The 13,274-nt window shown below is 61.0% G+C and carries 13 protein-coding genes and 2 riboswitches; of the genes, 7 read left to right on the top strand and 6 right to left on the bottom strand.

Features of this window, described 5'->3' with window-relative positions; translation table 11 throughout:
• The first annotated feature begins 8 nt into the window (after positions 1–8).
• Together ACMVPR_RS13440 and ACMVPR_RS13435 are read left to right on the top strand one after the other, a co-directional pair.
• The gene (locus tag ACMVPR_RS13440) at positions 9–770 is read left to right on the top strand and encodes an NAD kinase (RefSeq protein ID WP_292264109.1); all 762 of its coding nucleotides are present in this window, start codon (positions 9–11) and stop codon (positions 768–770) included.
• An 85-nt stretch (positions 771–855) separates the two neighbouring features.
• Positions 856–1,668 (top strand): trypsin-like serine peptidase, encoded by an 813-nt coding sequence (locus ACMVPR_RS13435; RefSeq protein ID WP_416883297.1) that lies wholly within the window; start codon positions 856–858, stop codon positions 1,666–1,668.
• Here the strand turns inward: ACMVPR_RS13435 and ACMVPR_RS13430 are convergent, their stop codons facing one another.
• Positions 1,669–2,136, bottom strand: a complete 468-nt coding sequence (locus ACMVPR_RS13430; RefSeq protein ID WP_416883296.1) for an Lrp/AsnC family transcriptional regulator — start codon at positions 2,134–2,136, stop codon at positions 1,669–1,671.
• A 126-nt stretch (positions 2,137–2,262) separates the two neighbouring features.
• Here ACMVPR_RS13430 and hppD point away from each other — a divergent pair, with 126 nt between their 5' ends.
• Positions 2,263–3,357, top strand: coding sequence for a 4-hydroxyphenylpyruvate dioxygenase (gene hppD, locus ACMVPR_RS13425; RefSeq protein ID WP_300588479.1), 1,095 nt, complete (start codon positions 2,263–2,265; stop codon positions 3,355–3,357).
• 17 nt (positions 3,358–3,374) lie between these two features.
• Here hppD and ACMVPR_RS13420 read toward each other — a convergent pair whose 3' ends face one another.
• Complete coding sequence (locus tag ACMVPR_RS13420) at positions 3,375–5,036, bottom strand: NAD+ synthase (RefSeq protein ID WP_416883295.1); 1,662 nt, start codon at positions 5,034–5,036, stop codon at positions 3,375–3,377.
• A gap of 155 nt (positions 5,037–5,191) precedes the next feature.
• Here ACMVPR_RS13420 and ACMVPR_RS13415 point away from each other — a divergent pair, with 155 nt between their 5' ends.
• Positions 5,192–6,589 carry an MORN repeat-containing protein gene (locus ACMVPR_RS13415; protein ID WP_416883294.1) on the top strand — a complete coding sequence of 466 codons (1,398 nt, stop codon included), beginning with the start codon at positions 5,192–5,194 and terminating at the stop codon, positions 6,587–6,589.
• A 27-nt stretch (positions 6,590–6,616) separates the two neighbouring features.
• Here ACMVPR_RS13415 and ACMVPR_RS13410 read toward each other — a convergent pair whose 3' ends face one another.
• Positions 6,617–7,009 (bottom strand): metallopeptidase family protein, encoded by a 393-nt coding sequence (locus ACMVPR_RS13410; RefSeq protein WP_416883293.1) that lies wholly within the window; start codon positions 7,007–7,009, stop codon positions 6,617–6,619.
• A 42-nt stretch (positions 7,010–7,051) separates the two neighbouring features.
• Positions 7,052–7,978, bottom strand: a complete 927-nt coding sequence (locus tag ACMVPR_RS13405) for an MBL fold metallo-hydrolase (protein WP_416883292.1) — start codon at positions 7,976–7,978, stop codon at positions 7,052–7,054.
• 166 nt (positions 7,979–8,144) lie between these two features.
• Here ACMVPR_RS13405 and gltX point away from each other — a divergent pair, with 166 nt between their 5' ends.
• Complete coding sequence (gene gltX, locus ACMVPR_RS13400; RefSeq protein ID WP_416883291.1) at positions 8,145–9,482, top strand: glutamate--tRNA ligase; 1,338 nt, start codon at positions 8,145–8,147, stop codon at positions 9,480–9,482.
• Here the strand turns inward: gltX and ACMVPR_RS13395 are convergent.
• Together ACMVPR_RS13395 and ACMVPR_RS13390 are read right to left on the bottom strand one after the other, a co-directional pair.
• Positions 9,479–10,726, bottom strand: a complete 1,248-nt coding sequence (locus ACMVPR_RS13395) for a DUF2254 domain-containing protein (protein WP_416883290.1) — start codon at positions 10,724–10,726, stop codon at positions 9,479–9,481. The genes gltX and ACMVPR_RS13395 overlap by 4 nt on opposite strands.
• Positions 10,726–11,256 (bottom strand): gamma-glutamylcyclotransferase, encoded by a 531-nt coding sequence (locus ACMVPR_RS13390; RefSeq protein WP_416883289.1) that lies wholly within the window; start codon positions 11,254–11,256, stop codon positions 10,726–10,728. Before ACMVPR_RS13390 ends, ACMVPR_RS13395 begins: the two co-directional genes overlap by 1 nt.
• Before the next feature lie 126 nt (positions 11,257–11,382).
• On the opposite strand from ACMVPR_RS13390, the gene ACMVPR_RS13385 reads away from it, so the two are divergent.
• Positions 11,383–11,853 (top strand): RrF2 family transcriptional regulator, encoded by a 471-nt coding sequence (locus tag ACMVPR_RS13385; protein ID WP_416883288.1) that lies wholly within the window; start codon positions 11,383–11,385, stop codon positions 11,851–11,853.
• 37 nt (positions 11,854–11,890) lie between these two features.
• Positions 11,891–11,978: riboswitch (glycine riboswitch) on the top strand.
• 3 nt (positions 11,979–11,981) lie between these two features.
• Positions 11,982–12,048, top strand: a riboswitch (glycine riboswitch).
• A gap of 88 nt (positions 12,049–12,136) precedes the next feature.
• Positions 12,137–13,261, top strand: coding sequence for a glycine cleavage system aminomethyltransferase GcvT (gcvT, locus tag ACMVPR_RS13380; protein ID WP_416883287.1), 1,125 nt, complete (start codon positions 12,137–12,139; stop codon positions 13,259–13,261).
• The last annotated feature ends 13 nt before the right edge of the window (positions 13,262–13,274 follow it).

The raw sequence follows: 13,274 nt of genomic DNA, 5'->3' as shown, positions 1-13,274 counted from the left end.
TCGAACATATGTCCCTGCGCATTGCCTTTGCTGCCAGCTCCGCGCCGATTGCCCAATCGGCCAAGGCGGGACTGACCCGTCGCTATGGCGATCACAACGAAGACGGCGCGGATGTGATTGTGGCCTTGGGCGGGGACGGGTTCATGCTGGCCACGCTGCACCGAACTCAGGACCTGCCCGCCCCTGTCTACGGCATGAACCGGGGAACTGTCGGCTTCCTGATGAACGAATATTCCGAACACGGGCTGGAAGAGCGGCTTGAGCAGGCGCAGGAAGAGGTCATCAACCCGCTGTCGATGCTCGCCACGTGTCGGGATGGCAGCACGCAACGGGCGCTGGCGATCAACGAAGTCTCGCTTTTGCGGGCAGGGCCTCAGGCGGCGCGTCTCAGGATCAGTGTCGATGGCAAGGTACGCATGTCCGAACTCGTCTGCGACGGCGCCTTGGTCGCAACGCCAGCCGGATCCACCGCCTATAACTATTCCGCGCACGGGCCGATCCTGCCCATCGGGTCTGACGTGTTGGCGCTCACCGCGATGGCCGCGTTTCGGCCCCGTCGTTGGCGCGGCGCGCTCTTGCCCAAGACGGCTGAGGTGACGTTCGAAGTGCTTGATCCTGACAAGCGCCCTGTGATGGCCGAAGCGGACGCCCGTGCTGTACGTGACGTTGTGCGCGTCGACATTCGTTCCGAACCGTCCATCGCACACAGGGTCCTTTTCGATCCCGGCCATGGGCTGGAAGAACGGCTGATCCAGGAGCAGTTCGTCTAAACTCAGGTCTCGTCGCAAAATCGCCAAGCTTGCGCCATGTCGGGCAGTTACCCTGCACACCGGTCAATGGTGAAAGGCGCGGGTCATGCGGGGTCTCCAAATTCTGTTTCTGGCAGCGCTGATGTGCCTGCCCACCGCGACATCGGCGCAGGAACGCGACCGCCTCGACAATCGCGGTGAAGTGCTGGGCTGGGAGGGCGTTGGCCGTCTGGACACGTCGATTGGCACGTGTACAGGCACGCTGATCGCCCGCGATCTGGTTCTCACCGCGGCTCATTGTGTGGTGGACGAGGCCACCCGCACCGTGCTGCCGAACGACCGTATGCGCTTTCATGCGGGGCTGACCCACGATTTCACCGCCGCTGTCCGGGGTGTCACCAGGATCGTACTGTCCGATGGCTATCTCGAGTTGTTTGACGCTTCCCTGACCGAACAGGTGCGCACCGATCTGGCGCTTCTGCGCCTCGACAGTCCTATTTTCGGCACCGAAGCCGAACCCTTCCGCATTCACGACCGCGCCATGGATGTGGGCTCGGTGATCCTCGTGTCCTATGGCCGGGGCAGAAACACATCGCTGCAGCGCGAATCCGGGTGTCGGCACAAACAAACCTATCGCGGTGGGCTGATGACGTTTGACTGTGATGTGACCTTCGGTTCGTCAGGTGCGCCGGTCTTTGTCAACGATCAGGGGCGGTTGCGCATCGTATCCGTGGTGTCGATGATGTCCACCGCGCCCAATGCCGAGAAAGAGGCCATCGGCATGTCACTGCCCGACTCGGTCTCGGCGATGATGCGCGACATGCGCAACGATGCGGCCCGGGCACCCGTGACCGCAGGAGCGCGCCGCGTGACCGTTGGTGAACGCGCCGGTGGGGCGCGGTTCGTCAAAGTGGATTGATCACCGCGGCAAGGGCAGGGCGGTGTCGTCCTTCAACTGGTCCATCACGATCTGACTGTGGACCCGCCCAATGGTGTCATGCGGCAATAGCACCTCCTGCACCAGCCGATTGAGTGCCGCCAGATCAGAGCAATAGACCCGGAAGATGTAGTCCGCCTCGCCGGTCAGGGTCCACGCCGCGACGATCTCGGGCGTCGTAGCAACAAGGCGTTTGATCGACTGATGCGTCCCGGTGCTTTGGGCGCGCGTTTCCACCTGAATGAACGCCTGCACCGAAAGCCCCAGTTTGTCGGGGTTCAGACGGCAGGGCGTGCCGATGATATAACCTTCGGCCTCCAACCTTTGGCGGCGGCGGCTGATTTGAGAGGCCGACATACCCAGATGTTCGGCCAGTTCCTGAGCCGAGGTTTGCCCGTCCTTCTGCAATCGGGCGAGCAGCTTGAGGTCTTTGGAATCCAACGCAGTCATGCGTCAATCGTGCGCTATTTTGTTACGACGTGCAATAATCTTGCATAATTTCGATCAAAGGGCTCAATGATTGCCCGCAATCCGCACCGGTTTCGGCGTAGCTTTCACGCAAACAAGGAGAATGCCATGGGTCCGTTTCCGCACGATGCGCCGAAAGCAAAGATCAGCAATGAAAACCCCGCCGGAACCGACGGGTTCGAATTCGTCGAATTCGCCCATCCCGATCCGGACGCGCTGCGCGAGCTTTTCACCAAGATGGGCTACACCCACACTGCCACGCACAAGACCAAGCAGATCGAGCTGTGGCAGCAGGGGGACATCACCTACATCCTGAACAATGAACCCGGCAGCCACGCCATGCGCTTTGTCGCGGAACACGGTCCTTGCGCCCCGTCGATGGGCTGGCGCGTTGTTGATGCCAAACACGCCTACGACCGTGCCGTGATGCTGGGAGCGACACCTTATGACGGTGACGACAAGGCGATGGATGTGCCTGCGATTGTCGGTATTGGCGGGTCGCTGATCTACTTCATCGACCAGTATTACGGCCAGAATCCATATAACGACGAATTCAACTGGGTTGGGACTGCCAATCCTGAAGGCGTGGGCTTCCATTACCTCGACCACCTCACGCACAATGTCCACAAGGGCAACATGGACACGTGGTTCGGCTTCTACGGCAAGATCTTCGGCTTCAAGGAAATCCGCTTCTTCGACATCGAAGGCAAATTCACCGGGCTTCTGAGCCGCGCGCTGACCTCGCCCTGTGGGCGCATCCGCATTCCAATCAACGAAGACCGGGGTGAGACCGGGCAGATCGTGGAATACCTCAAGCGCTACAAGGGCGAAGGCATCCAGCACATCGCGGTTGGTGCGCGCGACATTTACGACGCGGTAGACGAGATCGCAGAGCGTGGCCTGAAATTCATGCCTGCACCGCCCGACGCCTATTACGACCTCAGCAAAACCCGCGTGGTCGGCCATGAAGAGCCTCTCGACCGTATGAAGAAGCACGGCATTCTGATCGACGGCGAAGGTGTGGTCGGCGGCGGCGAGACCCGTATCCTGTTGCAGATTTTCTCGAAAACCGTGATCGGCCCGATCTTCTTCGAGTTCATCCAGCGCAAGGGCGATGACGGGTTCGGCGAGGGCAATTTCAAAGCCCTGTTCGAAAGCATCGAAGCCGACCAGATCGAACGCGGTGTGCTCAAGGCAAGCTGACCCGTGCGGCGCGGCCCTTAGCTTGGGTCGCGCCAGCGGTTCACGATGGGATAGCGCCGGTCCAGCCAGAAGGCGCGTTTCGACAGGCGCGCGCCGGGGGCAGATTGGAAGCGCTTGTATTCGCTGATGTAAAGCAGGTGCTCGATCTTCTTGGCATCCGCGCGGTCATAACCGGCGGCGACGCAATCGGCGATGGAGCCGTCTTCGTCCACCAAGATTTGCAAGATACCGTCCAGCACCGGATAGTCAGGCAGCGAGTCGCTGTCTTTCTGATCGGCGCGCAACTCGGCCGAGGGCGGTTTCGTTATGATCGCCTCGGGGATGACGACACCCTCTGGCCCCATCATCCAGCCGCGGTGGTGCGCATTGCGCCAGCGGCAGGCATCGAACACTCGGGTCTTGTACATGTCCTTGATCGGATTGTAGCCGCCCGCCATGTCGCCATAGATCGTGGCATAGCCCACAGCGACCTCGGACTTGTTGCCGGTGGTCAAAAGCATCTCGCCGAACTTGTTGCTGAGCGCCATCAACAGCAGACCCCGGATGCGGGACTGGATGTTCTCTTCGGTCAGATCGGGCTGGGTGCCTTCGAAGAGCGGCGCCAGCGTTTCGGTCACCGCATCACGTGTTTTACCAATTGGTACAAAATCGAAGCGACAGCCAAGGTTTTCGGCGACGGCCTTTGCGTCGTCCAGCGATCCTTGGGACGTGTATTCCGATGGCAGCATCACACAGCGCACATTCTCTGCGCCCAACGCATCGACCGCGATGGTTGCCACGATGGCCGAGTCGATCCCGCCGGACAGACCCAGCAGCACCTTTTTGAACCCGGTCTTCGCCATGTAATCCCGCAGCGCGGTGACCATGACGCGGTAGTCCTGTTCCATCGGCTCCGGATGGGTTGTGAAATCTCCATCGAGAACGTGCCAACCTTGGTCTCTGCGTTCGAGATCGACATGGCTGATCACCTCGTCGAAAATCGGGAGTTGGACAGCCGGCACCCCGCCGCGATTGAGCGCAAACGATCCGCCGTCGAAAACCTGATCGTCCTGTCCACCGACCATGTTGAGGTAAATCAGCGGCAATCCGCTTTCCACGACACGGGCGACCATGTGGTTCAGGCGGGTCTCGAACTTGTTGCGGAAATACGGGGAGCCGTTTGGCACAAGGACGACTTCCGCGCCGCTTTCCTCCAAAGCCTCGACCACGTCGGGATACCACGCATCCTCGCAGATCGGTATGCCAATGCGCACGCCGTTCACGGCCACCGGACCCTGCATCATGTCACGCGAGAAATGCCGTACCTCGTCGAAGACGTTGTAGTTCGGCAGGAAATACTTGTGCACGACCGAGGCAATCTTGCCGCCCTGCAGAACGAAATAGCTGTTGTGAAGCTTGAGGTCTTCGCCGACGGACGGCCCGCCAATCGACAACGCCGGACCGTCGGCGCAGGCTTTGGCCAAGGCGGCCAGTTCGGACTGCACATGGGCCACGAACGCAGGCTTCATGATCAGGTCCTGCGCCTGATAGCCGGTGATGAACATCTCGGGCAGCGCCACGAGATCGGCCCCTGCGGCTTTACCCTCTTCCCACGCGGCGCGGGCCTTGGCGGCATTGCCGGCAAGGTCGCCCACCGTAGGGTTCAACTGCGCCAGAGTGATGCGAAACCGGTCCGACATGGGGCGGTCCTTCCTTTCCCGATATCGCGGGTGACATAGCAGAACCCTGCGCGAGGGAAAGCGTCTTGTCGGATAAGACATTGTCTGACCCCGCCCGGTCGCTTAGGTTTCGGTCACAGGGTCATGGCAACGGACATGAGTGGGATAGCGAACAAATGAGACCGGGCAGCAACGTCTTTTTGGGTGCGGCAGTCGCACTCTTCCTCGCACAGGGTGCCGTGGCGCAGAACGCCGAGGTGCAGACCAAGCAATATGATGATGGAGGTGTCTACGAAGGCACTTTCCTCAACGGGTTGCAGCACGGCACCGGCACCTACCGTCTGCCAAATGGCTATGAATACACTGGCGATTGGGTCGAGGGCGAGATTCGCGGCAATGGCGTGGCGCGCTTTCCCAATGGGTCGGTCTATGAAGGCCAGTTCGCCAAGGGTAAACCCGAAGGGATCGGCAAGATCGTATTCGCGGATGGGTCGACCTACGAGGGGTCATGGCTCGACGGCAAGATCACCGGGCAGGGTGTGGCGCTCTATGCCAATGGCGTGCGCTACGAAGGGTCATTCCGCAATGCGCTGCATCATGGGCGTGGCACGATGCAAAGCCCGGGCGGCTATGTCTACGAAGGCGACTGGATCAACGGCGTCAAGGAAGGCAACGGGACCATCACCTACCCGGACGGGTCGATCTACGAAGGCCGCGTTGCAGATGGCGACCGTGAGGGTCAGGGCAAGCTGACCATGCCTGACGGACTGATCTATGATGGGATGTGGAAAGACGGCCAGATCGACGGGATCGGCACGCTGACGCAATCCAACGGCGATGTCTATGAGGGCCAGTTGGTGGCCGGTCGCCGCGAGGGGCAAGGCATTGTGCGTTATTCCAATGGCGATGTCTACGAAGGCGAGTTCAAGGACGACCTGCGCCATGGGCAGGGCACGTTCATCGGCACCGATGGCTATCGCTACGAAGGTGCCTGGGTCGCGGGGCAGATCGAAGGCATCGGCAAGGTCACCTATCCCGACGGGTCGGTGTACGAAGGCCAGTTCCGGGGGGATCTGGCCAATGGTGAGGGCAAGATCACCTATCCCGATGGCTCGACCTATGAAGGGGCCTGGGTCGATGGTGTGATCGACGGCAAGGGCCGTGCGGTCTATGCCAATGGTCTGGTCTATGAAGGCGATTTCAAGAACGCCCGCAACCACGGTGTGGGAGTGATGACCTACCCGGATGGGTACAAGTACGAGGGCGAATGGCTTGATGGCCAGCGCCACGGGCAGGGGACCGCGACCTATACCGATGGCACGGTCTATGTGGGCCAGTTCGCCGATGGGCAGCGTCACGGTCAGGGCGAGATCACCATGGCGGACGGGTTCAAATACGTTGGCGAGTGGCAGAACGGCGAGATCAGCGGGCAGGGGACCGCGACCTATGCCAATGGCGATGTCTATGAGGGCACGTTCCTTGATGGCAAACGTCAGGGCACCGGCACCATGCGTTATTCATCCGGGGAAACCGCCACGGGCGAGTGGGTCAACGGGGCTTTGACGGACGGCTGAGCCTGGGGTTTGCGACGCAGCGTCGAGCTATTCCCACCAGCGGTCCACCTCGGCGATCTCGTCATCGGTCCAGCCGAAGTGGTGCGCGATTTCATGCACGACGATATGGGTCACCAGATCCTGTAGCGTGACGGATTTCCGGTCGCGCCATTCGGCAAGGATCGGTTCGGCGTAAAGCCAGACCTGATCGGGAAAAGGCGACGGATCGCCCGCGGATTTCTCGGTCAGGGGGATGCCGTCATAGAGCCCGGTCAGCTCCAGCGGATCGTCGATCTCCAGCTCGTCCAGAATGTCCTGCGGTGGCCAGTCGATGACCTGCAGAAGAACGTCCTGGCATAGGTCGCGAAACGGCAAAGGCAGCCCGTTCAGGGCTGCCTCGGCATAACGTGTGATGTCGTCGATATCGTCTTGTGCGGTCATCCGTGCATCAGCACTCCGTTGGACGACCGCGTCAAGTCAAGATCAGAGCAACAGCTGATAGCTGTGCGGCACGTAGTGGAAGCCGTCACCGCGGGTTTCGACATAGCCCACACCCGGGAAGGGCATGTGGTAGCCGATGAACGGCACGGCATCGGTGGCCAGCATACCCAGCACGTTGCGGCGCGACGCGGCTGCGGCGGCTTTGTCCATGTCGAAGCGGACTTCCCAATCGGGGTGTGCCAGCGACCAGACATAGTGGTTGGTCAGGTCCGCAAGGATCAGAAGCTGCTGGTCGTTGCTGTCGAGCATGTAGGTCATGTGACCTGGCGTGTGGCCGAAGGCTGCCTTCGCGGTGATGCCGGGGGTGACACTGTCGCCGTCGCCAAGGAATGACATCTTCTCGGCCAGCGGTTTGACGTTGTTGGCAAAGCCTTCGTTGTCGGTGCCGGACCAATGGTCGAATTCCGCCTGCCCGGTGATGTAGGCGGCGTTCGCGAAGGTCTCGGCGCCATCAGTCATCAGGCCACCGATATGGTCGCCATGCATGTGGGTCAGGACAACATGAGTCACGGCGTCAGCGGAATAACCCGCCATCTCGACCGCCTGCGCGGTTGCGGCACCGTTGAGGCCGGTGTCGAACAGGATCAGCTCGGACCCGGTATTGACCAGTGTCGGCGTGAAGAAGAACTGCGCCTTGTCGACCGGAATCCGTGCCTCGGCCGAGGCGGCTGCAAATTCTTCGGCGCTGACGTTCATGCCGAAGATTGTTTGCGGTTCTTCCACTGTGCGGCTTCCGACCAGCATGGTGGTGACTTCGAAATCGCCGACGCCAAAGCGGTTGACGCGCGGGATCTGAGGCCCCTGTGCGTGTCCTGCCGCGTTTGCCTTGGTGATGCCAAGACCCGCTGCCATTGGAAGGGCGGCCGCCCCGGCAAGCAGGCTGCGGCGTGACATAGAAAATTCAGACATGATGATCGCTCCCCTGATCTAACTCGAAGGATGATAGCCTGTAATTGTGAAAGTGGATGTGCCTTCACGTCTTCGTGACTGTGCAATGGCGCAGAGACTTGGTGCGGGCCTTTCTGGACAAAAGCATCCCTTTGTGAGACAGCGCGGGCAACAGGAGACATCGTCCATGACAACCACCCGTTTCGCGCCGTCGCCCACCGGTTACATCCATGTCGGCAACCTGCGCACCGCTTTGTTCAACTACCTGATCGCCCGCAAATCCGGCGGCACGTTCATCCTGCGTATCGACGACACCGATCCCGAGCGGTCGAAGGAAGAATATGTCGATGCTTTGAAGCAGGATCTGGAGTGGTTGGGTCTGACGTGGGACCGGGTTGAACGGCAGTCAGAGCGGCTCGACCAGTACCACGCGGCAGCGGACACGCTGCGCGAGATGGGGCGCTTTTATGAGGCGTTCGAGACGCCGACTGAGTTGGACCTCAAGCGCAAGAAGCAACTGAACATGGGCAAGCCGCCGGTCTATGACCGTGCGGCGCTTGCGCTGTCCGACGACGAAAAAGCCAAACTGCGGGCCGAACGTGGCGATGGCGTCTGGCGCTTCAAGTTGGATCAGGAGCGCATCGAGTGGTCTGATGGCATTCTTGGCGACATCTCGATTGATGCGGCCAGCGTCAGCGATCCGGTACTGATCCGGGCGGACAAACAGATCCTCTACACGTTGGCATCCGTCGTGGATGACACCGAAATGGGTGTGACCCATGTGGTGCGCGGGTCGGACCACGTGACCAACACCGCAACTCAGATCCAGATCATCCGCGCGCTGGGTGGCACCGTGCCGTCCTTTGCACACCATTCGTTGCTGACCGGACCGCAGGGTGAGTCGCTGTCCAAGCGTCTGGGCACACTCGCGCTGCGCGATTTACGCGAGCAGGGCATTGAGCCAGAGGCATTGCTGAGCCTGATGGCGCGGCTGGGATCGTCGCAGCCGGTGGAACTGCGGATGTCGCTGGAAGAGATCGCGGACGGGTTCGACCTGAGCCAGTTCGGGTCGGCCCCGACGAAGTTCGACTTCGAAGACCTGTTCCCGCTCACCGCGCGCAAGCTGCACGGGTTGGATTACGCTGCCATCAAGAGCGATCTGGACACTCTCGGTGTGCCTGCGGACAAGGGCGAGGCGTTTTGGAACGTGGCCCGCGACAATATCACCACGCGGCATGATATCGCCAAATGGTGGACGCTCTGTGCCGATGGCGCAGAGCCCATGGTCGACGACGAAGACGCAGCGTTCATCGCCGAAGCAATGGCGTTGCTTCCCGAAGGGCCACTTGGCCCCGATGCGTGGAGCAACTGGACCAACGCCGTCAAAGAGGCGACCGGCCGCAAGGGCAAAGGCCTGTTCATGCCGCTGCGCAAGGCGCTGACCGGGCAGGAACGCGGGCCTGAAATGGCGGACCTGCTGCCGCTGTTGCAGACCATTCCGGCGCGGAAACTCGCCAAGGCCTAAGTGCGCTTGGCCCGCTCCTGAAGCGATTTTACCGCGTCGGGGTCTTCGATCTTGCGGTCGATGATGCCCAATGCGGTGTCCCGCGTCTTCTCGGCGGCACTGGCGAGATCGGACCAATCGCTCTTGCTCAGCCGGGTCGCCGCCTTGAGCATTTGCGCCATCACATCGAACCGGTTGCCTCCGTCCTGCATCAGGCTGGCAAACCCGTCATTCAGCAGGTCTTCGGCGCTGACCGTGCCGATGATCACCTGTTCGAATTCGACCGTGGTGTCACGGTCTTTGTCGGCCATGCCCTGACCCAGTGTCCAAAGGATGCGTTCAATGCGGTGAATCACATCAATCGCAGTGCCCGGATCGTTCACACCGGGGGACAGAGCGCGCGACGCGACCTCTGACAGGATGACAAGGCCAAAGCGGGCGTCCTGTTCGACCGTGCGTTCGTCGCCGAGGGTAAAGTTCTCGATTAGCTTGCCGGGGTCGCAGTCGCCTTCGAAATAGGCCAGCGGTGTGTCCTTGAGCACCCAACTGCCGGGAGGAGCGAAGACCCAGAGCGTGGCGTCCTTTTCCTTGAGTTGGTTATTGAGTTCCACCAGCGACAAAAACTGCACATAGCCCGACCGTGGCGCCAAAAGCGGTGTCGCGCCTTTCGGAGCCTTCGGCGCATTTTCGGCAGGCCTCGCCCCGAGATTGGATTTCTGCGCAAGCCGTTCCAAAGGTGCCTTGGCGGCTTGTTCGACAAGGTTCAGGGTGTGGTGCAGACTGCCCAACTGGCTGAGATGCGCAATCCAGCGCAGGATCGCGACCACGATCATCAGGATGCAGACCATGGTCAGGCCAAAGACGATCACAGCGGCGGATTCGCCATAGAACCCGGCCCGGAACATCACGATCGAGGCGAGCGAGAACAGGAACGCGCCGACAAAGACCGACATCACATTGAGCGTTGTCATGTCCTGCATCAACAGCCGGTAGACCCGTGGCGTCGCCTGACCCGCGGCGGAGCGGAACGCCTGCACCATGATACCCAGCGAAAAGGTGGTGACCGCCAGCATCGACGACGCAAGGATGTTGAGGATCGGCAGAACTGCGTCGCGCGAGAAACGGTCAACCAGCCATTCGGGAAGCGATCGGTCGACCAGAGGCGCGATGAGGGACACGAGCAATGCGGCGCTTCCAAACGCCGAGATGCGGATGCCGGGGCGTCGCCACAGACGTGTAAGCCAGAGCCAGATGCGTTCGCGCATCAGGCAAACACCTTGGCACGCAGGGTCAGCAGCATGTCATCGACGAATGTTTGCTCGGTCTCGGTCAGACGCTGTGCGCGCGGGTAGATCGGGTCCGCCCTGTCGTTGCGCACGGGGGTGTCCCAACCTTCTGTCGTTGTGCAGAACCGCTCGGCACCGGCTTCGCCGAATTCGCGCAGATAGCCTTGAAGAACCGCGTCCACATAGCTGAGCAGGATCGGGTGATCCTTGTCCGGTGGTGCCGCATCGCTGGGTGGGATGGCATAGATCGAGATGTCGCGCACGTCGGTCGCCGCGTGTCGCACTGCGTCGGTCACCGCAAGGCGCGCATAGGAAAATTCACGGGCATCAAGCGCCACCCAATCGTCATTCGGCACCGGCGCGATCACCCCGTCGATCACGCTGTCCGAATCGACGATGACCGACAGGAATGCTGCGGGCCGATTCGGAGCGCGCTGCCAGATTCGCCGCCAGCCCGCGATTTGCGAGGCATGGATCGGCGTAAAGCTATGGGTATTCCTGTTGACCAATGATCCGTAGCCGAAAAAAATGCGGGTGCTTCACGGGGCTATCTGCTCGCGATTGGTTGATGTATATCAAAGACAACTTTGCATGAACCGGTAGGTTTGGCCAACCGATCGGAAAGGATGACTGCCTTGCGTGTCACCAAAAGAACCAACATCGCGATGCGTGTCCTCATGTTCTGCGCCGCCAACACGGGCCGTCTTGTGACCAAGTCCGAAATCGCAGAGCGGTGCAACGCTTCTGAAAATCACCTTGCTCAGGTCATCAACCAACTGGGGCAGCTTGGGTTCCTCCACACCCAACGCGGCCGCAATGGCGGTCTGGAACTGGGTCGTCCGGCTGACGAAATCAGGATCGGCGATGTGTTCCGCGTGCTAGAAGCCCCCGTGCCGCTGGCAGAATGCTTTGCGGATGTCGACAACACCTGCCCTCTGACTGAGGCGTGTCGTCTGCGCACCGCCCTGACCGACGCCGTCGAGGCGTTCTACCAGTCGCTGGACCCGATCACGCTTGATGCGCTGGTCTGCACCAATGCGGATCTGCTGGATATTCTCAATCCCGAACGGGCCTGCGCAGCCCGAGAAGCCGCGCTTGCAGTTTGACACTTGAGACCGTTCTGAAAACGGTCTACCACTGCATACATCCACGATGGGAGAACCGGTCTTGACCGGTGCCGAAGGAGCAACCGCCCCCGGAAACTCTCAGGCCGAAGGACCGTCGCGGACATAGACTCTGGAGAGATTTCGGGCCGGACCCGGAACGCCGAAGGGATAACGATCTCAGGCGAAAGGACAGAGGGGGCATAGGACGTCTGCGCAGTCGCGCAGGATGGAATATGCCGGTTGTCGTATCACAAGCATCCGGTTGAACGTGAAGGGATGCCGCGTGAGCGACTGGAAACGCACACCGCTATACGATCTGCATGTCGCGCTGGGCGCAAAGATGGTGCCGTTTGCGGGCTACGAGATGCCCGTGCAATACAGCCTTGGCGTGATGAAAGAGCACCTGCAGTGCCGCGCCGCTGTGGGGCTGTTCGATGTGAGCCACATGGGCCAGGTGATCCTGCGATCCGACGATCCTGAGGTCGCCAAAACCGCGCTGGAACGGTTGATCCCGCAGGATGTGCTTGGTCTGGGTGAGGGACGTCAGCGGTACGGTTTCTTCACCAATGACGCAGGTGGGATCGAAGATGATCTGATGTTCGCCAATCGCGGCGATCACCTGTTCGTTGTTGTGAATGCCGCCTGCAAAGAGGCTGACGTCGCGCGAATGCGCGCAGCACTTGAGCCTGAGGTCACAGTCAAGCTGTTGGAAAACCGCGCGCTTTTGGCGTTGCAGGGGCCGAAAGCTGAGGCCGTATTGGCCGAGCATCACCCGTCAGTGGCCGAGATGCGGTTCATGGATGTGGCGATCGTGCCCATCGCCGGAGCGGAATGCTGGGTGTCGCGGTCCGGCTACACCGGCGAAGACGGATATGAGATATCCGTGCCTGTGGCGGCCGCCACAGATTTGGCAAAGGCCCTGCTGGCGCACGAGGATGTGGAGGCCATCGGACTTGGCGCCCGGGATTCGCTCCGCCTCGAAGCCGGGCTTTGCCTTTATGGGCACGATATCGACGCCACCACTTCGCCCGTTGAAGGTGGGCTGACTTGGGGCATCCAGAAGGTGCGCCGTGCCGGGGGCGACCGCGCAGGCGGGTTCCCCGGAGCCGACCGTATCCTGCGCGAGATGGCTGAAGGCGTTTCGCGCAAGCGCGTTGGCCTCTTGCCCGAAGGGCGGGCACCGATGCGCGAAGGCACGCCGCTTTTCGCAAGTGCAGACGCTGACACGCCTATCGGTGCCGTCACATCAGGCGGGTTTGGCCCAACCGTCGGTGCGCCCGTCGCCATGGGCTATGTCGATGCCGGCCACGCAGATATCGGCGCCGCGCTTTTTGGCGAAGTCCGGGGCAAACGGCTTCCTGTTTCTGTTGCCAAACTGCCCTTCGTGGCGGCAGGGTTCAAACGATAATCACTCCAAGAGG

This window comes from Marivita sp. (assembly GCF_048006345.1).
In the GTDB taxonomy this organism is placed as follows: Bacteria; Pseudomonadota; Alphaproteobacteria; order Rhodobacterales; family Rhodobacteraceae; genus Marivita.
Note: the sequence above shows the minus strand (reverse complement) of the source record. Positions and strands in the feature narration are given on the sequence as shown.

Coding starts and splice junctions, on each gene's coding strand:
- ACMVPR_RS13430 (WP_416883296.1), bottom strand. CDS start 2,136: ATGACTGCGTTGGATTCCAAAGACCTCAAGCTGCTCGCCCGATTGCAG.
- gltX (WP_416883291.1), top strand. CDS start 8,145: ATGACAACCACCCGTTTCGCGCCGTCGCCCACCGGTTACATCCATGTC.
- ACMVPR_RS13410 (WP_416883293.1), bottom strand. CDS start 7,009: ATGACCGCACAAGACGATATCGACGACATCACACGTTATGCCGAGGCA.
- ACMVPR_RS13440 (WP_292264109.1), top strand. CDS start 9: ATGTCCCTGCGCATTGCCTTTGCTGCCAGCTCCGCGCCGATTGCCCAA.
- ACMVPR_RS13420 (WP_416883295.1), bottom strand. CDS start 5,036: ATGTCGGACCGGTTTCGCATCACTCTGGCGCAGTTGAACCCTACGGTG.
- ACMVPR_RS13435 (WP_416883297.1), top strand. CDS start 856: ATGCGGGGTCTCCAAATTCTGTTTCTGGCAGCGCTGATGTGCCTGCCC.
- ACMVPR_RS13395 (WP_416883290.1), bottom strand. CDS start 10,726: ATGCGCGAACGCATCTGGCTCTGGCTTACACGTCTGTGGCGACGCCCC.
- hppD (WP_300588479.1), top strand. CDS start 2,263: ATGGGTCCGTTTCCGCACGATGCGCCGAAAGCAAAGATCAGCAATGAA.
- ACMVPR_RS13415 (WP_416883294.1), top strand. CDS start 5,192: ATGAGACCGGGCAGCAACGTCTTTTTGGGTGCGGCAGTCGCACTCTTC.
- ACMVPR_RS13405 (WP_416883292.1), bottom strand. CDS start 7,978: ATGTCTGAATTTTCTATGTCACGCCGCAGCCTGCTTGCCGGGGCGGCC.